This window comes from Pseudomonas atacamensis (assembly GCF_017167965.1).
GTDB classification, from domain to species: Bacteria; Pseudomonadota; Gammaproteobacteria; order Pseudomonadales; family Pseudomonadaceae; genus Aquipseudomonas; species Aquipseudomonas atacamensis.
The window spans coordinates 3,148,106-3,167,896 of the sequence record NZ_CP070503.1 but is presented as its reverse complement, the minus strand read 5'-3'; the positions used below and the strand labels follow the sequence as shown (position 1 = coordinate 3,167,896).

Here is a 19,791-nt window from a genome sequence, read left to right as displayed (position 1 = left end):
TCAGATCCCCCGGCTGTCAGAGTGAGGCGCAACCGGCGACTGCGCTTCGAGCCGCTCGATCCGAGCTTGCAGCTCGACGACCTGCTGCTCCAGTTGATTGACGTGATTCTGGATGGGTTTGCCATCGCCGAAACCCCAACCGCGATCCTCGCGATAAGCCATCGCCCAAATCCACAGAAACGGCCAGAGTGCATGCAAGGTGAACAGACTGACCCAGCCCGTGGCATGGATCGCGTCCTGGTGCGGGTGGTTGCGATGAACGGCGATTTCGTACGGAATGTCATGCAGCACGATGATCCCGTAAAACAGCACGAGACCGACAAAAACCAACAGACCCAATGCGAAGTAATCGAGCATGGTCAGCCTCCCGGGCATCCAGCAATGCTGGGCTGAGTGTAGTCACTGAATCGCCGGGGGGGGCTGACGGATCGGCAGGATCATTCAATCCTGCCGATCACCCGTCAAAAGATGTAATCGGTGGTCAGGAAACTCGAATCACGCCCGCGAATGATCTCGCTGATCAGATCTTTGTTGCTCTCTTGGAACTTGGTCGCCACCAGCGTCCGAATCGAAAACACTCGCAAGGCATCGTGAACCGAGAGCGTGCCTTCGGCGGAGTTTTTGCGACCGTTGAACGGGTAAGTGTCCGGGCCGCGCTGGCACTGGGCGTTGAGGTTGATCCGCCCGACCTGGTTGGCAAAGGTGTCGACCAGCCGGCCGACCGCCACCGGGTTGGTGCCGAAGATGCTCAACTGCTGGCCGAAATCGGATTCCAGCACGTAGTCGATCACCGTATCGAGGTGGCGGTACGGCACGATGGGCACGACCGGGCCGAACTGTTCTTCCTGATACACGCGCATTTGCGGGTTCACCGGATAGAGCACTGCCGGGTAGAAGAACGAGGCGTGGGACTCGCCACCATTCGGGTTGACCACCTGCGCGCCTTTGCTTTGCGCATCCGCGACCAGACCGTGCAGATAATCGACCTTGCCCGACTCCGGCAGCGGCGTCAGCGCCACGCCGCTGTCCCACGGCATGCCCGGTTTGAGCGTGGCCAGTCTGGCATTGAATTTCTCGATGAAGCTGTCGACCACGTCTTCATGCACGAAGAGGATTTTCAGTGCGGTGCAGCGCTGACCATTGAACGACAGCGAGCCGGTGACCGCTTCGCTGACTGCATTGTCGAGATCGACTTCGGGCAAAACGATGCCCGGGTTCTTGGCGTCCAGACCCAGAGCCGCGCGCAAGCGGTGTGGTTTCGGGTGCAGCTTTTTCAGGTCACTGGCAGCCTTGTTGGTGCCGATGAAGGCGAAGATGTCGATCTTGCCGCTGGCCATCAGAGCGCTGACGGTCTCGCGGCCGCTGCCGTAGATGACGTTGATCACGCCGCTCGGGAAGCTGTCGCGGAAGGCTTCGAGCAACGGGCGAATCAGCAGCACGCCGAGCTTGGCCGGTTTGAACACCACGGTGTTGCCCATGATCAGTGCCGGAATTAGCGTGGTGAAGGTTTCGTTCAGCGGGTAGTTGTAAGGCCCCATGCACAAGGCGACGCCGAGCGGCACGCGGCGGATCTGGCCGAGGGTGTCCTGCTCCAGCTCAAAGCGGCTGGAACGGCGGTCGAGTTCTTTCAGGGCATTGATGGTGTCGACGATGTAATCGCAGGTGCGATCGAACTCTTTTTCCGAGTCCTTGAGGTTCTTGCCGATCTCCCACATCAGCAGCTTGACTACCGCCTCGCGCTGCTCGCGCATGCGGCCGAGAAACGCTTCGACATGCTGGATGCGCTCGGCCACGCGCATGGTCGGCCACAGGCCCTGACCTCGGTCGTAAGCGCGAACGGCAGCGTCGAGGGCGGTGAGGGCGGTGTCGGCATCCAGCAGCGGCGTGCTGCCGAGGATCACCTGTTCTTCGCCGTTTTCGCTTTTCAGATAAACCGGACTGCGCACCTGCGCGAGGGGGCCGTCCCAGCGGCGCAATTGACCATCGACCAGATATTCACGCTGCTCGACCTGAGCGTCGAGGCGATATTTTTCCGGGATGTCGCTGACCGAAGGGAACAGGTTGCCAAGGATGTTTGCTGTGGTCATGTCACTACCCTGTGTTGAAGTCGGCGTGCCGATTGAAAGTCTTGTGAAGGTTATACGCCTGAACGGGCCGGGATTTAACCCCGTGAATGTCGTTCGCACGTCACGCAAATGTCCAGCTCAAAGGGCAGTAAGAGCGGCAGTTTTTCGGTGGTTCGGACATGAATCCGCGCCGGATATGGCAGCAACTGAGGGGCCGTTTCACATTTTCAAGTGCAGGTCTACTGTCATGTTTGACAGTAGACCTGCTACAGGAGCCGGCGTATCAATCGCAATGGCCGTGATAGCCACGGCTCATTCCCATAGTGTTCATTTACTGAATGACCAAGCTTTCTCTTGTCGGAGGAATTCATAATGGCGACTAATACAAAATCAGCTACGAAGGGCCTTTTCAAAGTGCGTACCGATCAGCGAAGCGACGTTAGGGCTGATGTACTTTCGTTTGAAGATTCGGGTACTGGCTATAAGGTCTCCTTCAACGAAGGGGTTGGGGGCATCATGGAACAAAAGACGTATTTTGTGTTGGGGTTTCCTGACAAATCACCTTCTGGTAACTACGATGTCAAACAACTGACGGAGGCTATATACAAGGAATGGTCCGAATATCACAGTTACGATTATGCCGCCAAATCAGGCTTCGTTACTGTTTCGTATTCAGACTCCCCTCGCACAACCGAAGGAAAATTCGATATCGATATGGAGTTGCAAGGTAACCCTGTTCCACCCGGACCAAGACATTTGAAAGTTAGCGGAACGTTCAATTTGCAAAGAACCTGATGTGGCAGGGCTGCGGGTTTCAATCCAGTATCAAGTCCCACGCGTAAGCGTTATAAGGCGCTGCGCCGACTGTAGTAGTCAGTGACTCGGCGTAGCGCCATTCGCATACCTCTTCTTTCTCTCAATAATCAATTTGCTCCGTATTCTTCGCAATCACTCGTTTAAATGAAGCTTTTATGACAAAAGTTCGGTAGCCCTTTGCCAGTCCGGTCATGCCTGTGTAACGCGCTTGAGGGGCCTTTCGGGGCGTACTTTGCAAGCCGAGGCGGGACGCCGGGAGTGAGGCAATGGGGACTATGGAACGCTATTCGAAAGTGGGCATGCAGGAGCTCGATCAACGCCTGTCGAAGATCGTCGAAGCCGCGCGCAAGAAGCCGGTTTCGGTGTATCGCTACGGCGCGCCGTGGGTCTGGATCGTCTCGCAGGAGGACTGGCAGGGCGCTCTGAAAGAAGTGTCCAGCTACATTCCGCCGGGCCATTCGCTGGTGTTGCTGCGCCCGCAGATCGACGATCTGCTCGACGCCCACCAGGACCTGCTGCACGACCTCAATGCCGCACCCGGCATGCTCATTCCCGCGCAGACGGTGATGCACATCCTGCTCCTGCAATTGCTGTATTCGGTGCCCAGCGAACAGCAGCTCTATGAACAGCTGAACTACAACCTGCTGTTCCGCTGGTTTGTCGGCCTCGGCCTGAACCAGAAAGTCTGGAGTTTCACCGCCCTCAGCCGTGACATCGCCACGCTGCTCAACGAGCCGCGCGCGGTGCTGCTGATTCAGAAAATCATCGGCGAAGTGTTCTGCGGTGCCTTGCTGCAAATGCCCGAGTTCTCGCTGAACTTTGCGCTGTTGCACACCTGGCTGGGCAAGCACGCCTGCGCCACAACGATCAGCAATTGACGCAGCACACCGGGCGCTAACGCCCACAGGTCATCGCGAATTTCAGGGGGTAATGTGGAACGGATTTTCACGTCACGGCTGGCGCTGTGGGGCTGGCTGCTGGTGACGGCGGGCGCGCAGCCGGCGCTGGCCGAGGAGGGCACAGAAGCGCCCGCCGCGCAGCGACTGGTCGACGTCAACGAATACTTCGTGCGCGGCAATACCGTGCTCGATGCCCGGGCGATCGAAGAAGCGGTGTACCCGTTTCTCGGCCCGCAGAAAGCCTTGAGCGACATCGAAGGCGCCCGCGATGCGCTGCAGAAGGCCTATCAGGAACGCGGCTATCAATCGGTGTTTGTCGAGCTGCCCGAGCAGGCCGTGGCCGATGGCATCGTCTATCTGCAAGTCAGCGAAACCAAGGTCGGCCGGGTGCGCGTGGTCGGCGCCAAACACTATTCGCCGCTGGATATCCGCGACAACGTCCCGGCGCTGAAAGAAGGCGAGGTGCCGGACTTTGCCAAAGTCCAGGGCGAACTCGCGCAGCTCAACAAGACCCCCGGTCGCCAGGTCATGCCGCTGGTGCGCGAAGGGCAGCGCCCCGGCACCATGGATGTTGACTTGCAGGTCGAAGACCAGAACCCGTGGACGGCCAGCGTCGGCCTCAATAACGATTACAGTGCCGACACCGAAAAGCTGCGCAGCGTCACCAGCCTCGGTTACAACAACCTCTGGCAGCTCGGTCACAGCGTCAACCTGACGTTCTTCACCGCGCCGCAGGAAACCGACAACGCCAAGGTCTGGTCCGGGTCCTACACCGCGCCGCTGAGCGAGCGCTGGAGCGTGCAGTTCTCCGGTTACCAGTCCGACAGCAACGTCGCCACCATCGGCGGCAGCAACGTGCTCGGCAAGGGTCATTCTTACGGCGTCGCGGCGATTTACACGCTGCCCTCGAGCGGTAACTGGACGAACTCGTTGTCCGCCGGCATCGACTTCAAGGACTTCGACGAGCGCCTGAGCCTGTCCGGCGAAAGCGACAAGGTACCGCTGAAATACGCGCCGTTCACCTTCGTCTACAACGGCTTTCGCTACAGCGAAAAGAGCCAGCTCGGCCTCGGCCTGAGTCTGGTTGCCGCCACGCGCAGCGTGTTCGGCTACGGCAGCGACGACGAAGACTTCGACTACAAACGCTATCGCGCCAAACCGAGTTTCGCCGTGCTCAAGGGCGACACCAACTACACCTGGACCTTCGACAGCGACTGGCAGAGCGCAAGCAAAGCGGCATTCCAACTCGCCTCGGGGCCGCTGGTTTCCAACGAACAATTCTCCGCCGGTGGCGCCACCTCCGTGCGCGGCTATCTCGCGGCTGAACGTACCGCCGATGACGGTTACCTGCTCAGCCAGGAATTGCGCACACCGTCGCTGGCGAAATTTGCCGGCACGTGGATGCAGGACTGGCGCTTCTACGCCTTCGCCGAGGGCGCGCAGTTGTACCTGCGCGATGAGCTGCCGGATCAGGACGCCAATTACGCCCTGGCCAGTGTCGGCCTCGGCACCCGCGCCAGCCTGAGTAAATGGCTGTCCGGCAGCCTCGACTGGGGCTACCCGCTACTCGAAGGGCCGAACACCTCAAAGCAGGAATCGCGCCTGCACTTCAACCTTCAAGCCACTTTCTAACGGAGCACGTCCATGCAACGCCTCTTCCTTTCGTTGTTGATCTGCCTGGGCTTCGTGCTCCCGGCCACGGCTCAGGCCTGGTGGCAGGACGACTGGCATTACCGCAAACAGATCGCCGTCGACACCACGCCACAAGGCGCGGCGATCAATCAGGCCCTCGGCCGCACCGCGCTGCTGGTGCGCCTGCACACCGGCAACTTCACCTTCGACGGCGTGAAAGAGGACGGCTCCGATCTGCGCTTCGTCGCGGCGGATGACAAAACCGTGCTCAACCACCAGATCGAAAGTTTCGACGCGCTGATGGGCATGGCGCTGATCTGGGTTGATGTGCCGAATGTAGAGGGCGGTCAGCGTCAGGACATCTGGATGTACTACGGCAACCAGAAAGCTCCGGCCACCGGCAACGGGCAACTCACTTTCGATCCGAATTACACCGCGCTGTATCACTTCGACGGTGCCACCGGCACCCCGGCGAAAGACACCACGGCTTACGGCAACACCGCGCAAAGCGCGACCGGCACAGCGATCGATGGCGTCGTCGGGCGCGCCTTGCAGTTCAGCGGCCAGCCGTTGTTGCTGCCAGCCAGTCCGTCGCTGCAACACAACGCCGGCAGCGCGTTCACCTTCAGTGCCTGGCTGCGTCTGGATCAGGCGAGTGGCGAGCAAGTGATACTGGCGCGTCGCGAAGGCACGCAAAGTCTGCTGATTGGCGTCAGCCAAGGCCTGCCGTTCGTAGAGATCGACGGCCAGCGCGCCGCTGCCACCCAAGCGCTGGCGCCGGGGCAATGGCAACACCTCGCACTGACCGCCGAGGGCTCGAAAGTCACCCTGTACATCAACGGTCGCGAAAGCGCTGCGTTGGCTCAGGCGATGCCGGCGTTCAACTCGGTCATGGCCATCGGCACCGATCTGCAGGAAGGCGCGTTCCAGCCATTCGCTGGCGCAATTGATGAGCTGCGCCTGTCGAAAGTCGCCCGTCCGGCCGCGCTGTTGCTGGCCGATGCCACCTCGCAAGGCGCCGAGTCGAAACTGGTGGCTTACGGCGTCGATGAAGAACAATCCGGGTTTGGCTTCGGTAGCCTCGGCTTCCTGCTCAACGCGGTGCCAGTCGACGCCTGGGTGATCATCGCCGTGCTGGTGCTGATGATGTTCCAGTCGTGGATCATCATGTTGCGCAAGAACCGCAGCCTCAGTCGCGTCACCGCTGCCAACGAAGACTTTCGCGTGCAATTCGCCAAGGTCGGCACGCGTCTGGAAATGTTCGCCGACGATGCGCAACTGGCTCAGCGTCTGCAGCATTCGTCGCTGTGGCGCCTGTACCTGGTGGCGGTCAAAGAGATCCGTACCCGTCGTGAGCAGGGCGCCGATACCTCCTCGGTTTCAGCGGCGACCATCGAAGCCATCCGCTGCTCGATGGACGGCGTGCGCACCCGCGAAAACCAGCAGCTCAGCTCGAAACTCTCGACCCTGTCCAACGCCATCGCCGGCGGTCCGTATATCGGCCTGCTCGGCACGGTGCTGGGGATCATGGTGGTGTTCCTCGGCACGGCAATGGCCGGCGACGTCAACATCAACGCCATCGCTCCCGGTATGGCCGCCGCGCTGTTGGCCACGGCGATGGGCCTGTTCGTCGCGATCCCCGCGCTGTTTGGCTACAACCGTCTGATCACCCGCAACAAGGAAGTCAGCGCCGACATGCGTGTGTTCGTCGACGAGTTCATCACCCGTCTGGCGGAGATGCACGGCGAGAGCCAGTTCAGTGAGGCGTCGCACCAGCGCGGCCATCACGCCAACCACTCCGTACCGGCCTGAGGAGCACTGCCATGGCGTCCGTAAATGCCTCTCATGACGATGATGACGATGCCGCCGTCGACAGCATCAACATCACCCCACTGGTCGACGTGCTGATGGTGGTGCTGGTGATGTTCATCCTCACCGCCACCGCGCAGGTCTCCGGGATCCAGATCAACCTGCCCAAGGCCAGCGCGTCGGTGTCGCTGTCGGAAGCCAAGACCAAGGCGATCTCGGTCAACGACGGCGGCCAGGTGTTCCTCGATGCCTATCCGGTGACCCTGGCCGAGCTGGAAGAACGCCTGCGCATCGAGAAAGCGCAGAGCCCGGATTTCCCGGTGATCGTGCGCGGCGATGCGACGGTGCAGTACCAGAAAGTCATCGAAGTGCTCGACCTGCTGCGTCGGCTCGAACTGTCCCAGGTCGGTCTCGTCACCGGCAAACCGAGTCAGGGCTGAGTCATGACCGCACAACTCCCGATCGAACCGCCGCCCGTGAAAAAGTCGCCGTTGCGCTATGTGAAGTGGGGCGCCGGATTGCTGGTCGCCGCGCTCGCCGCGTGGTTCCTCTGGCAGTGGGCCAACGACATGGCCGGCGTGCGCCGCGAAGCGCCGAAAGTGCCGACGATCATTCCGTTGCCGCCACCGCCACCACCGCCGCCGGAGAAACCGCCAGAGCCGGAAACGCCGGTGGAAGAAAAAGTCGTCGAGCCCGAGCCAACGCCGGAGCCGGAGGAGGTCAAGCCTGAAGAAGAGGCGCCGCCATCGCCGGCGGACGATCTGGCCAATCCGATGCAAATGGACGGCGACGCGCAGGCCGGCAGCGACGCTTTCAACATCGGCGCAGGCAAGGGCGGCGGCATGGCCGGTGCCGGCGGCGGGCGTTTGGGCACGGGCACGTACAGCCAGTTTCTCGCGTTCACCTTCCAGCGTTTGCTGCGCGAGAACCCCGAGCTGCGCAACCTCGCATTCTCGCTGCAGGCCGATGTCTGGCTGAGCAGCGTCGGCGAGATCACCCGTGTCGAGCTGATCAAGTCCAGCGGCAACCCGCAAATCGATACCCAGGTGCTGGCCGCTTTACGCGGTGCGCCAGCCCTCAGCGAACGGCCTCCGGCCTCCATCACTTTGCCCGTGCGCCTGTCCCTGCAAGGGCGGCGTCCGGGTTAATTCACTTATTCAAGCTTCGGCAAAAGGAGTTGTGTGCAGATGATTTCCAACGTGAATCGATTGTCCCTGGCGGTCGGCATGGTCATTGCGACCCTGGTCGGCCAGGCCGTGGCAGCGCCTGCGCCGTCGGAGAATGCCACGATCAATCTGATCCGCTTGCTGGTCGAGCAGGGCATTCTCAAACAGGACAAGGCCGACGCGCTGATCGCCCAGGCCCAGAACGAAGCGGCGCAGGCGAAACAGGCTGCCGCGTCCACCGCAGTCGCGGCCGGACCGGTCGCCGCGCCGGGGGATGTGCGCGTGCAGTACGTACCGGCAGCAGTGCGCGACCAGATCCGCGATCAGGTCAAAGCCGAGGTCATGGCCACCGCCAAACAGGAAAACTGGGCAGCGCCGAATACCTTTCCGGACTGGGCCTCGCGCATCAGCTTCGACGGCGACATTCGTCTGCGAGACGAATCGCGGTACTACTCGGGCAACAACAGCAACGAAATCGTCGACTTCGCCGAGCTCAACAACAACGGCCCGTACGACGTGAACCCCAACAGCAGCACCAGCCTGCCGCCGTTGCTCAACACCCGCGAGGACCGCGAAAACCTCTTTCGCCTGCGCGCTCGCCTGGGCATGAAAGCGGTGATTTCGGAGGAATGGACCGCCGGCATTCGCATCGGCACCGGTTCGGACAACAACCCGGTATCGACCACGCAGAACCTCGGCGGCGGCTTCGCCAAGAAGGACATCTGGCTCGATCAGGGCTACCTGACCTGGAAGCCAATGGACGAATTGACCCTGACCGGCGGGCGCTTCGCCAATCCGTTCATGTCCACCGACATGCTCTATTCCAACGACCTGAATTTCGACGGCGTAGCGGCGATCTTCGACCACAAGCTCAACCGCGATTGGGGCGTGTTCGGCACCGTCGGCGCTTTCCCGGTGGATTACACCAACGACACCTCCAGCAGCAACGGTTTCGACAAGGAAGAGAGCGACAACAAGTGGCTGTACGGCGCTCAGCTCGGCGCGAAATGGGCGATCAACAGCAACAACCGCCTCAAAGGTGCGCTGGCCTATTACCGTTTCGACGACATACAGGGCCAGCGCTCCAGCCCTTGCGAACCGTGGGCCGGCGCGCCGGGCTGCGACAGCGATGGCACCCGCGCGGCGTTCATGCAGAAGGGCAACAGCGTGTTCCTGCTGCGTGACATCACGCCGAACCCGCTCAACCCGAGCGCCACGCCGCAGCCGCAATTCGTCGGGCTTGCGTCCGAGTTCAACCTGCTCGATCTCAACGTCGTGTGGGACGCCGACCTGCCGCAGGACTTCAAACTGCGCAGCCAGGGCAATTACATCCACAACCTCAGCTACGACGAAGGCGACATGCGCAAGCGCTCCGCCGGGCAGATCGTCAACAACCTCGACAGCAACGGCGAGATCGAAAGCGGCGCCAATGCATGGATGGTGCAGTTCACCCTCGGCAACGCGCTGGACCTCAAGCGCAAGGGCGACTGGAACCTGTTCGCCGGCTACAAGTACATCCAGCCGGACGCCTTGCCGGACGGCTTCAACGACTCGTCGTTCCACCTCGGCGGCACCAACGCCAAGGGCTATTTCATGGGCGGCAACTACGGCCTGGCGAAGAACGTTTCCGCCACGGGTCGCTGGATGAGCACCGAAGCGGTGTACGGCGCGCCGTTCGACATCGACGTCTTGCAGCTTGAGATCAACACGCGCTTCTAAGGCGCCGGGAGAGCTTTATGAACACGCGTTTTCTCGCGCTGGGCCTGGGTTTGTTGATTGCCACCGGGGCGAACGGCGAAGGCATGGAAGAACGCTTGCGCACGCAACTGCGCAGCACCACCCAACAATTGCAGGCCCTGCAAAGCCAACAGGCCCAGGCCAGCGCCGCGCAACTGGCGGCGCAGAACGAAGCCATGGCAGCGCAAGCGCAGATCAAGCAGCTGACTGCCGAACTGGCCAAAGCCAAAGGCCTCGCCGAGCAACTGGCCGGGCAGCAACAGAGCCTGCACAGCCAGGCGCAGGCGCAAGTCGCAGCCAGTGCCGAGCAGACCGGCAAGTTCAAAAAAGCCTATGACGAATTGCTGGTCCTCGCTCGCGGCAAAGAAGCCGAACGCGCGAAGCTGCAAGCGCAGCTGGCGGAACGTGACACACAAGTGCAGCAATGTTCAGCCAAGAATCAGCAAATGTACGGCGTCGCCAAACAGATCCTCACAGCCTACGAAAACATCGATGTCGCCGAGGTGATGAAAATCCGCCAGCCCTTCGCCGGCAGCGCCCGGGTCAAGTTCGATGAGCTGGCGCAAGGCTTCGGCGACGAGCTGTACAAAACCCAATTCGACGCGCCGCAAGCCGCGATCGCTCACTGATAACAAGGAAGAAAGTCATGACTCAATTGCTCACCCACGTTTCCCCGCAATCGCTGACCGACGTCCTCCAGGCCGCTGGTTATCGCGTCAACCAGAGTGAACAGAACGGCATCGTCCAGTTGCTCAGCGCCAGTCAGGGCATCGGCTACGCCGTGCGTTTCGGCAACCCGGCGCTGGAGCAGGGCAACTTTGTTGATTTCACCTTCAGCTGTGCCCTGCGCGTGCAGGGTGAGTTGCCTGAGGGAGTCGCAGAGCAGTGGAATGCTACTCGACGTTTTGCACGGTTGTCGTTGCAGGGTGAGTTTCTGGTCATGGAGATGGACGTTGTCGTGGCTGCGGGCGTGAGCAACGAACACCTGCGCGGCAATCTGGAGTTGTGGGATCGCCTGTTGCAGGAATTCATCGTGTACCTGCGCGATTTCAGCCAGACCGCTGCTTCGCACACCGCCAAATCCGCTGTCGCCGAACAAGAGGAAGTTGCACTGTGAAAAAGCCTGCCATGGTGATCGGCGCCGGAGCAGTGGCGCTGTTGGTGATGGCCGTGGCGCTGGTGATGCGACCGGGCAGTGACCCGGTCGCCGCCCAGCAGCCGTCGCCGGTGATGGCGGTTGCAGCCGGGCCAGCGGTCGCGCGGTTGGGCAATCAGCAGGTTTCGCCAGAGGAATTGCAGGCGCTGCTGGCCACTGTCCCGGCGCAAACCCGCGAGCAATTGCGCGGCAACCGTGAGGCGCTGGAGCGCTGGATTCGCTCGCGACTGGCGGAAAAAGCCGTGCTGGAACAGGCCGATGCGCAGGGTTGGGCGCAGCGGCCGGACGTCGCCCGGCAAACTCGCGCGGCGACTGAGCAAATCGTGTTTCGTGATTATCTGCGCTCGGTGAGTCAGGTGCCGGCGGAGTATCCAAGCGCAGCTGAATTGCAGCAGGCGTACGACGCCGGCAAGGCCAATTGGCAGACCCCGGCGCTGTATCGGGTCAGTCAGATTTTCCTTGGCGTCAGTGACGCAGCGAATGTGGAAACCGTGCGCAAACAAGCCGCTGAATTGAGCAAGAAGGCGCAATCAGCACCGGCTGATTTTGCGGCGCTCGCTACGCAATATTCGCAGGATCGCGTCACGGCAGAGCGGGGCGGTGATACCGGCCTGCAACCGTTGCAACAGCTGGTGCCGGAAGTACGGGGCGCCGTGGCGCGCCTCAAGGTGGGCGCCGTGTCTGATCCGGTGCAAAGCGCCGCCGGTTTCCACGTGATCAAACTCACCGAACAGCAACCGGCTCGCACCGCGACGCTGGAGGAACTGCGCGACCAACTAACCCAGGCCCTGCGCGCACAACGCCAGGAACAGATCGCCCAGGCTTATCTGGACGGCATGCTCAACACCGCCACCCTCAGCATCGACGGCGCCGAACTGAACAAAATCCTCGAGGAAAAACACTGACGTCAGCCAGAACACCATTCACCCCAGTGGGAGCGAGCCTGCTCGCGAATGCGGCGGGTCAGTCAGCGAAGATGTTGAATGTGCTAACGCTTTCGCGAGCAGGCTCGCTCCCACAATGAGATCCGGTGTATTCAGAGCAACCACATTAGATCGACAGGGAGTCATCAATGTCATTCACCGAACCCGCAGGACGCGACGCCGCCAGCGTTTACCTTTCGCCGCGAGACAACTCCGAACCCTGGCTCAACCAGGCCGCGACCATCGACAGCGAAGTCGCCCAATACTTCCTCGTCAGCGCCCGCTGCGGTTGCTTCATGCAAGCCGCGCGCAGCCTCAATGTGCGCTCGACGCTGCTGCGCAAACAACTCGCGCAACTCGAACAACAACTGCAACACAGCCTGTTCAGCTTCCAGGGCAGCGCCCTAACGCTCACCCGCGAAGGCCAACAGTTGCAGGCCCGACTCAGCACCCTGGCCCACCAACGCAAACTCCCGGTCATCGAACAACCGCTGATCCGCCTCGCCATCGCCGGATCCATCCTCCACGACATTCTCGGCCGCGACCTCATCGCATTGCTGCGGCGCAATGCCAGTTTGCGTCTGGAAATTATTGCTCTGGATAGCGAACTGGCCCTGCGTGCGGTCAGCGCCGACATTGTCCTCTGGCTCGCTCCTGGCGATGCTCCAAACCTTGTTCCCACCTTCGCTACCAGCGAACCGCAACACCTCGCGCGAATTGAATATCTGCCGCACATCGCCAAGCGCTATTCGCGGGTGACAGCGCGACCGGAAACGCCGGATGATCTGGCGGACTTCATGCTGGTGCAGTGGCAGCATGATCGGCAGGTTGAGAGCTTTCGGCCTTGGAATGAGTTGGTCGAGCAGCGCTTGGCTGGCGTAGTGCAAATGCAATCTTATGAATTGATGCTGGAGATGATCCGGTGCAGCGCTTGCATCGGATTGCTGCCGGCATACATGAGCCGCTTCGACCGTGGCCTCATCGCACTGCCCGGATTATTCGCCGAACCGATGCAGCTACACGCGTGGCTCGCCGTAAACACCGACTCGCAAGACTCCCCCGAAATCCAGGCCCTCACCGACCTCATCCAGCAAACCTTCAACGAACGCCACGAATGGTTCCAGCCTTAACCCGTCCCCCCGTGTAGGAGTGAGCCAGCTCGCGAAAGCAATCCGCCAGTCGAAGCCACAGTGACTGACAAACCGCATTCGCGAGCAGGCTCGCTCCCACAAGAATCTTCATTGCTTACGCGTTGATCGTTCCCACGCTCCGCGTGGGAATGCAGCCCGGGACGCTCTGCGTCCCCCAGAGCTGGAACGCGGAGCGTCCCTTGAGGCATTCCCACGCAGAACGTGGGAACGATCATCAACTGCACCCGTACCGCATCAACAGTGGGAGTGAGCCTGCTCGCGAAAGCAATCCGCCAGTCGAAGCCACAGTGACTGACAAACCGCATTCGCGAGCAGGCTCGCTCCCACAAGAATCTTCATTGCTTACGCGTTGATCGTTCCCACGCTCCGCGTGGGAATGCAGTCCGGGACGCTCTGCGTCCCCCAGAGCTGGAACGCGGAGCGTCCCTTGAGGCATTCCCACGCAGAGCGTGGGAACGATCATCAAAACCTTCAACGAACGCCACGAATGGTTCCAGCCTTGACCCGCCCCATGTAGGAGTGAGCCTGCTCGCGAAAGCAATCCGCCAGTCGAAACTTCAGTGACTGACCCACCGCATTCGCGAGCAGGCTCGCTCCCACAATTTCATCTCGCCAGATTCCAGATCAGCGGTTTAGAGTGACCAGCCACACGCTGATCACGGACCGATCCTATGTCAGAGCCAACCCCCACGATCCATCTCGAACGCTCCAACGAATCCCACCTCGAAGGCATCACTGCGCTTTACAACGACCCCGCCGTTGCGCGGCAGGTGCTGCAGATGCCGTTTCAATCCATCGAGGGCTGGCGTCAGCGACTGCAGGCCGACAGCGAGCGCGCGCTGAAACTGGTTGCCCTGCACCAAGGCGTAGTGATCGGAAATCTGGGTCTGGAAGCCTATTCAAGGATGCGCCGCGCTCACGCCGGCGGTTTCGGCATGGCAGTCGCGGCAGCCTGGCAGGGCAAAGGCGTGGGATCGATGTTGTTGGCAGCGGCGCTGGACGTTGCCGACAACTGGATGAATCTGCACCGCGTCGAACTCACGGTGTACGCCGACAACGAGGCGGCCATCGGCCTTTATCGCAAGTTCGGTTTCGAGGACGAAGGGCTGTTGCGTGATTACGCGGTGCGCGACGGGCAGTGGGTCGACACCCTGAGCATGGCCCGTCTACGCAATAGCCCGAAACCCTGAGTCAGTCGCCCAGTGCGAACGCCACCGCTGACTGCGCATGCAGCTCGGTGGTGTCGAGCAGAGGCAGGGCGCTGTGTTCGGGTTTGATCAGCAGGCCGATTTCGGTGCAGCCGAGGATGATCGCCTGGGCGCCACGGGCGGTCAGGGATTCGATGACGCGTTGGTAGATTTCTCGCGATTGTTCGCTGATCACGCCCACGCAAAGTTCGTCGTAGATGATCCGGTGCACCTCTTTGCGCTCGGCATCATCCGGCACCAGTACGGTCAGGCCTTGGGCGATCAGACGCTGCTTGAGGAAGTCCTGCTCCATGGTGAACGCGGTGCCGAGCAACCCGACCGTGCGCGCGTCGATTTCCAATGCAGCTTGGGCGGCGGGTTCGGCAATGTGCAGGAACGGAATGCCGATCGCGGCCTGAATCTGCTCGGCGACCTTGTGCATGGTGTTGGTACATAACACCACGCATTCTGCGCCGCCAGCTTCGAGCCGGCGCGCGGCATCCACCAGAATCGCCGCTGCATCGTCCCAGCGCCCGGCGTGCTGGGCCTGTTCGACCGGGCCGAAGTCGACGCTGTACATCAGCAACTGCGCCGAGCGCAACGGGCCGAGGCGCTCGCGGACCTGTTGGTTGATCAGGCGATAGTATTCGGCGCTGGACTCCCAGCTCATGCCGCCGATAAGGCCGATGGTGCGCATTGGATTTCCTCAAGCAAATGTCAGTGTCGAGCATTCAGGTCTGCCCGAAGTTACCTTCTGTTCGAGACTCGACGCCAGTACCGACTGACTGTACCGCCGATCTTTCCCGCAACTGTGCATCTGCAAGAACTAAACGTACGCCGCGCCGGGGATCTGCCACTATCACCCTTCGCAGGTCCTTTCCGAGGAACACCGCAATGAACGACGTACAGCAACTGGGCGAGATGCTTCGCCACTATGCCGAAAGCGAAGCGCACAAGAAGCAACTGTTCACTACGCAATCAGCTGAATGGGCGGCTCGGATTGGCGCGCTGTTCGACCAGATCGAGCAATGGCTTGAACCGGTCAAGGCGCCGAATCTGCTGGAGGTGAGTCGCGAGGCGTATGTCGCGTCCGGGCCGAGCGTGCCGGTGGAGACCTCGACGTTCAAGACGGAAAAATTGAGCATCGTGATTGCCGGCAAACCGGTGGAGTTTGTGCCGGATGTGATGGGCAGCGGCGGGCAGATTTCCCTGGCAGTGATGGGGCTGACGGCGGCGCGGTACGGGAGCATTTCCCTGGTTGGCCTGGCGGATGGTGCGTGGCAGTGGCGCAAGACTAATGGTTTGAAGGATCCGGATACGTTTGCGTTTGATGCGAATTTTCTGGCGCAGCAACTGCAAAGCCTGATTCCTCGCGATCGCACCTAGATTGGGACGCAGAGCGTCCCGGGCTGCATTCCCACGCAGAGCGTGTAACGATCAAACACCGCTATCGCGAGCAGGCTCGCTCCTTGGGGGGGTGAGGCGAGTACCGGGGAAACCCTTAGGTTCGGTGCCGATCCGGCATTTTCCCTTGGGTCACTGATGGCCTTTTGGTAGAGTCGCCGTCGCCAGCGGGTTTTCGGCTGGACGATGGAACCGAAGAAGGGAGTCTGATCAGTGAGTCCGGGCAAAAAAATCCTCGGTCTCACGGCGTCGCTTTTGCTGCTGACGCTGTGGGCCAGTTACTTTTATGTATTCAAGGAAAACCGCGACGGCCAGCTTGGCGGTGTCGGTGAAAGCACCGCGTGGTGCGGCACGCCACCGAGCAGTGAAGCGGCGTTGCTGGGCAAGGATCAACTGACCTTGCGCGTCACCAACAACCTGCGCGGCGAGTTCATGGTCGGCGGTTCGCTGGTGGTTTCCGAACGCACCTTCAACCGCTACGACCTGGGCCGCAACGAACTGCGCCTGCGTCTGGAACCGTTGCAGTGGTCTTTCGGCGTGACGCCGATCTTCCTCGAGCAGATCAAGGTGCAGCCGCTGAGCCGCAACCTCTCGTCGACCAACAAAAGCGCCTTCGCTGAACTCGAACCACGGCCGATCGGCGTGCACGCCCAGACCGCGGCGTTCCCGTTCGACACTTATCGCTACGGCTACAAACCGGTGCTGTATTACCTCAAGGGCAACGAGCGCATCGACTTGCGCTTCAAGAACATCACCACGCTGATGGAGATGTCCAACACCTTCACGCCGATCCAGAAGTACAACCGCGCCGACTACATCAACGAGAAAAACTCGATGATCCGCGATGAGGATTACAAGCCGTACGGGGCGCATGAATGTGCGTTCAGCGTCGAGCGCAAAGGCTCGTTCAAGGTGGTGGTGCTGTTGCTTCTGCTGGTGCTGTGCCTGCCGCTGATGCTGGTGTTTTACCGCGATGAACCGGGGATCGACTTTCTCGCGACGCTGGTGGGGATTGCGGTGGTGCGCACATTGCTGATCGGGCCGGTGGAAGATTTCCAGCTGTACAACATCGACTTTTTGTTTGGTGCGGCGATTTTGTTGGTGGGGACGGTGTCGCTGATCAAGGCGATGCGCGCCAATAGCCGGCGGGAAATGGCTTTGCGCAGTGGAGAGACGTCTTCGTGGTGATTGTTCGATTCTGAAAGCCAAGATCAAAAGCCCCTCACCCTAACCCTCTCCCGGAGGGAGAGGGGACTGACCGGGGTGTCTTGGGTGATACATCGAAGTGACAGACCGAGTCGATTACGGATTCAAAGCCGATCGCTCAAGTCGGTGCAATCCTTGAATATTCCCCAATCGGTCCCCTCTCCCTTGGGAGAGGGCTAGGGTGAGGGGCCACCGATCTCCAGCCGATCACTTGAGCGCCGGATCCCCCATATTCATTTTCTTCCAGCCCTGCAACAGCACCTGCGCCTTCGGTTCCTGGCCGCTATCGAGGTAGTACTGGATCAGCGACAGCCGCGCATTGCGGTTGGCCGGTTGTACCTTGAGCAAACTTTCCAGAATCGCGCACGCCTCATCAACCTTGCCGCTCTCATGCAGCGCCACCGCCAGTACATAGCCGTATTGCGCATTCTCCGGTTCCAGTTGTGCGGCTTTGCGCAGGTAGAACATGGCATCGGCGGACTGGCCGGCACGGATCAGCGACAACCCGCGCGTGTGCTGCAACAGTGCCGCATCCGGATGCTGCTTGAGGCTGTCATCCAACAGCTTCTGCGCTTCGGTGGCGCGACCATTCGCTTCCAGCCACTGTGCTAGCGTGACCAGCGCCGGGTAGAAGTCCGGGTCCCGTTGCAGGGCGCTGCGCAGCAACGGTTCGACCTCGGCACTGCGCCCGCTGGCCTGGTACAGCATCGCCAGATTGAGATTGGCCTCGGCACGTTCCAGCAGGCTTTTCTGCACCGCTTCATACTCGCCAATCGCCGCGTTCCAACTGGCTTGCGCCGCCCCCAGACCATTGTTGCGCGAGGCACCGAGCAGATCCCGCGCGGCGACGATGCGCACGGCTTTCACTGGATCATTGAGCAACGGCGCCAATAACGGCGCACGCTCGGGCGGCGGCAGGAATGCGCTGATCGCCCGCACCGCGCTGTCACGCACCTGTGGCTCTGGATGTTTCAGATCCTGAGTGGCCAGTTTCAGCGCCTGTTCGCTCGGGTACAGCGGCAATTCCGCCAGCAACGTTGCGCGCTGGATCGCCGGCAGGTTGCTGCGCTGCAATTGCTGGTACAGCGCGTCGGCTGCGCCGGGCTGGCCATTGCGGATCAGCCAAAGGCTTTCGTCATAGCGTGGCGCCTGCTGGGCCGGGGAGGCGGTGGCGTTCCACAATTTGAACTGCGCGGTGACCTTGTCGCCGGCCTTGCCCTGGTGACAGGTCAGGCAGGCGTCTGGCGTGCCGAGTTTCTGCGCACGCTCCGGGTTGGGAATGCTGAAACTGTGGTCGTGCCGAAAGTCGTTGCCCATGTAGAACTTGCCAGGCATGTGGCAATCGACGCACTGCGAGCCGGGTTGGCCCATGGCGTGGCGGGTGTGTTCGATGGAGTCGTAATTCTTCGCTTGCAGACCCGTGCCGTCGACGCCAGCGACCGAGGTCTTGCCCGCCGTGTTGTGGCATTGCAGACACACGGCGTTGCCCGGTGCCTTCAGTTCGTTGCTGTGCGGGTTATGGCAATTGCTGCAGCGCACGCCCTTGTCGAACATTTTGCTTTGCAGGAACGAGCCGTGTTCGAACACTTCGTCCTTGATCTTGCCGTCCAGCGCATAGAGTTCGCGGGTCAGGGCGCTGGACAGGTAGTCGTCCATCAGCCGCTTGCCGACGGTAAAGCCATCGCCCAGCGGTGCGCGGCGGGAATGGCAGCGCGCGCAGGTTTCGATTTCTACCGTGGCGTTCTTGTCCTTGAGATCGACGTCGAAGCCCTTATGGATCAAATCGTCTTTTTTCTGCGCCCACTCCAGGTGATTCGACGCCGGGCCATGACAGGCCTGACAGCCGACTCCGAGACTGTTCCATTGACTGTTGAAGCTGTTGCTCGCTGCATCGAAATTGCGCTTGAAACCGGTGGTGTGGCATTCGACGCACATGAAATTGGCATTCTGGCTCGGTTTGCTCCAGTGCAGCGGATTCTTGAAGTTCACGCCCTGGCCGGGGTACAGATGAAACCAGCGATTTTTCTCGGTATCCCACGCCACGCCGAGGGCTTGCAGACGCCCCTGACCCACCTCGATCAGATATTGCTGCAGCGGCGCGATGCCGAAGGTGTAGGCCACTTTGAAATCGGCATTCTTGCCGTCGACGCCGGGCGCATTGACCCAGAATTCATCGCCCTTGCGGGTGAACCGTGTGGTCTCGTTTTCGGCCTTGAAGGTCACGTTGTTGAAGTCGCCGAGGGTGGTTTCGGCGGTCGCCGCCTGCATGGCGAGCTGGTGATGCGAGCCTTGCCAGTCCTTGACCTGTTCGCTGTGGCAGCCCTGGCATTGCTGCTCATCGACCATGCTTGCCGGCTTGCTTGCCACAGTCGGTTGCGGCATGGCTGGCGGTGCTGCAGGCGTGCTGATCGCTGCGGGTTTGACGGGGGCCGGCGCCGGGCTGAACAGGAACCAGCCAATGCCCGCCACGGCCGCCAGCAGCACGCCGATGGTGATTGGAAACAGGTAACGTGAAAAAGAGGAGGGTGACGCGTCAGGTTCAGGTTGCACCGCTTTGTTTTTGTGCTTGGGCATTGCGACTTCCGTAGTCCGGTGCGTTGGCCTTCTGGCGTGCATACATCTGGATGCAGCTTTGCCGC

The 19,791-nt window shown here is 61.0% G+C and carries 18 protein-coding genes; 14 read left to right on the top strand and 4 right to left on the bottom strand.

Features of this window, described 5'->3' with window-relative positions:
- Together JWU58_RS14330 and JWU58_RS14325 are read right to left on the bottom strand one after the other, a co-directional pair.
- Complete coding sequence (locus JWU58_RS14330) at window positions 1-357, bottom strand: DUF3302 domain-containing protein (RefSeq protein WP_110599509.1); 357 nt, start codon at window positions 355-357, stop codon at window positions 1-3.
- Between the two features lie 104 nt (window positions 358-461).
- On the bottom strand, window positions 462-2,087 hold the full coding sequence (locus JWU58_RS14325) for an NADP-dependent glyceraldehyde-3-phosphate dehydrogenase (RefSeq protein WP_016774600.1): 1,626 nt from the start codon (window positions 2,085-2,087) through the stop codon (window positions 462-464).
- A 351-nt stretch (window positions 2,088-2,438) separates the two neighbouring features.
- Here JWU58_RS14325 and JWU58_RS14320 point away from each other — a divergent pair, with 351 nt between their 5' ends.
- From JWU58_RS14320 to JWU58_RS14265, 12 genes are all read left to right on the top strand, one after another.
- Window positions 2,439-2,861, top strand: coding sequence for a hypothetical protein (locus JWU58_RS14320; protein WP_206420348.1), 423 nt, complete (start codon window positions 2,439-2,441; stop codon window positions 2,859-2,861).
- A gap of 287 nt (window positions 2,862-3,148) precedes the next feature.
- On the top strand, window positions 3,149-3,760 hold the full coding sequence (locus tag JWU58_RS14315; protein ID WP_073474621.1) for a transposase: 612 nt from the start codon (window positions 3,149-3,151) through the stop codon (window positions 3,758-3,760).
- Window positions 3,761-3,814: 54 nt separating this feature from the next.
- The gene (locus JWU58_RS14310; protein WP_206420347.1) at window positions 3,815-5,413 is read left to right on the top strand and encodes a ShlB/FhaC/HecB family hemolysin secretion/activation protein; all 1,599 of its coding nucleotides are present in this window, start codon (window positions 3,815-3,817) and stop codon (window positions 5,411-5,413) included.
- A 12-nt stretch (window positions 5,414-5,425) separates the two neighbouring features.
- Complete coding sequence (locus JWU58_RS14305) at window positions 5,426-7,225, top strand: DUF2341 domain-containing protein (protein WP_024012850.1); 1,800 nt, start codon at window positions 5,426-5,428, stop codon at window positions 7,223-7,225.
- A gap of 11 nt (window positions 7,226-7,236) precedes the next feature.
- Window positions 7,237-7,662 (top strand): ExbD/TolR family protein, encoded by a 426-nt coding sequence (locus JWU58_RS14300; protein ID WP_003201710.1) that lies wholly within the window; start codon window positions 7,237-7,239, stop codon window positions 7,660-7,662.
- A 3-nt stretch (window positions 7,663-7,665) separates the two neighbouring features.
- Window positions 7,666-8,370, top strand: coding sequence for an energy transducer TonB family protein (locus tag JWU58_RS14295; RefSeq protein WP_024012851.1), 705 nt, complete (start codon window positions 7,666-7,668; stop codon window positions 8,368-8,370).
- Between the two features lie 39 nt (window positions 8,371-8,409).
- Complete coding sequence (locus tag JWU58_RS14290) at window positions 8,410-10,107, top strand: putative porin (protein ID WP_206420346.1); 1,698 nt, start codon at window positions 8,410-8,412, stop codon at window positions 10,105-10,107.
- A 17-nt stretch (window positions 10,108-10,124) separates the two neighbouring features.
- Window positions 10,125-10,754 (top strand): DNA repair protein, encoded by a 630-nt coding sequence (locus tag JWU58_RS14285; RefSeq protein ID WP_125926762.1) that lies wholly within the window; start codon window positions 10,125-10,127, stop codon window positions 10,752-10,754.
- Window positions 10,755-10,771: 17 nt separating this feature from the next.
- Window positions 10,772-11,242, top strand: coding sequence for a YbjN domain-containing protein (locus JWU58_RS14280; RefSeq protein ID WP_206420345.1), 471 nt, complete (start codon window positions 10,772-10,774; stop codon window positions 11,240-11,242).
- Window positions 11,239-12,186 carry a peptidylprolyl isomerase gene (locus JWU58_RS14275; protein ID WP_206420344.1) on the top strand — a complete coding sequence of 316 codons (948 nt, stop codon included), beginning with the start codon at window positions 11,239-11,241 and terminating at the stop codon, window positions 12,184-12,186. Before JWU58_RS14280 ends, JWU58_RS14275 begins: the two co-directional genes overlap by 4 nt.
- A gap of 167 nt (window positions 12,187-12,353) precedes the next feature.
- On the top strand, window positions 12,354-13,334 hold the full coding sequence (locus tag JWU58_RS14270; protein WP_206420343.1) for a substrate-binding domain-containing protein: 981 nt from the start codon (window positions 12,354-12,356) through the stop codon (window positions 13,332-13,334).
- A gap of 692 nt (window positions 13,335-14,026) precedes the next feature.
- Window positions 14,027-14,545 carry a GNAT family N-acetyltransferase gene (locus JWU58_RS14265; protein ID WP_206420342.1) on the top strand — a complete coding sequence of 173 codons (519 nt, stop codon included), beginning with the start codon at window positions 14,027-14,029 and terminating at the stop codon, window positions 14,543-14,545.
- 1 nt (window position 14,546) lies between these two features.
- On the opposite strand, the gene JWU58_RS14260 is transcribed toward JWU58_RS14265, so the two are convergent.
- Window positions 14,547-15,239 carry an aspartate/glutamate racemase family protein gene (locus JWU58_RS14260; protein ID WP_206420341.1) on the bottom strand — a complete coding sequence of 231 codons (693 nt, stop codon included), beginning with the start codon at window positions 15,237-15,239 and terminating at the stop codon, window positions 14,547-14,549.
- 197 nt (window positions 15,240-15,436) lie between these two features.
- On the opposite strand from JWU58_RS14260, the gene JWU58_RS14255 reads away from it, so the two are divergent.
- Entirely contained in the window at window positions 15,437-15,928 is a 492-nt protein-coding gene (locus JWU58_RS14255; protein WP_206420340.1) for a hypothetical protein, read from the top strand.
- 231 nt (window positions 15,929-16,159) lie between these two features.
- Window positions 16,160-17,134 carry a hypothetical protein gene (locus tag JWU58_RS14250; protein WP_024012858.1) on the top strand — a complete coding sequence of 325 codons (975 nt, stop codon included), beginning with the start codon at window positions 16,160-16,162 and terminating at the stop codon, window positions 17,132-17,134.
- A 225-nt stretch (window positions 17,135-17,359) separates the two neighbouring features.
- Here the strand turns inward: JWU58_RS14250 and JWU58_RS14245 are convergent, their stop codons facing one another.
- Window positions 17,360-19,726: a tetratricopeptide repeat protein gene (locus JWU58_RS14245; protein ID WP_206420339.1), complete on the bottom strand. Its 2,367-nt coding sequence runs from the start codon at window positions 19,724-19,726 to the stop codon at window positions 17,360-17,362.
- Window positions 19,727-19,791 lie beyond the last annotated feature (65 nt).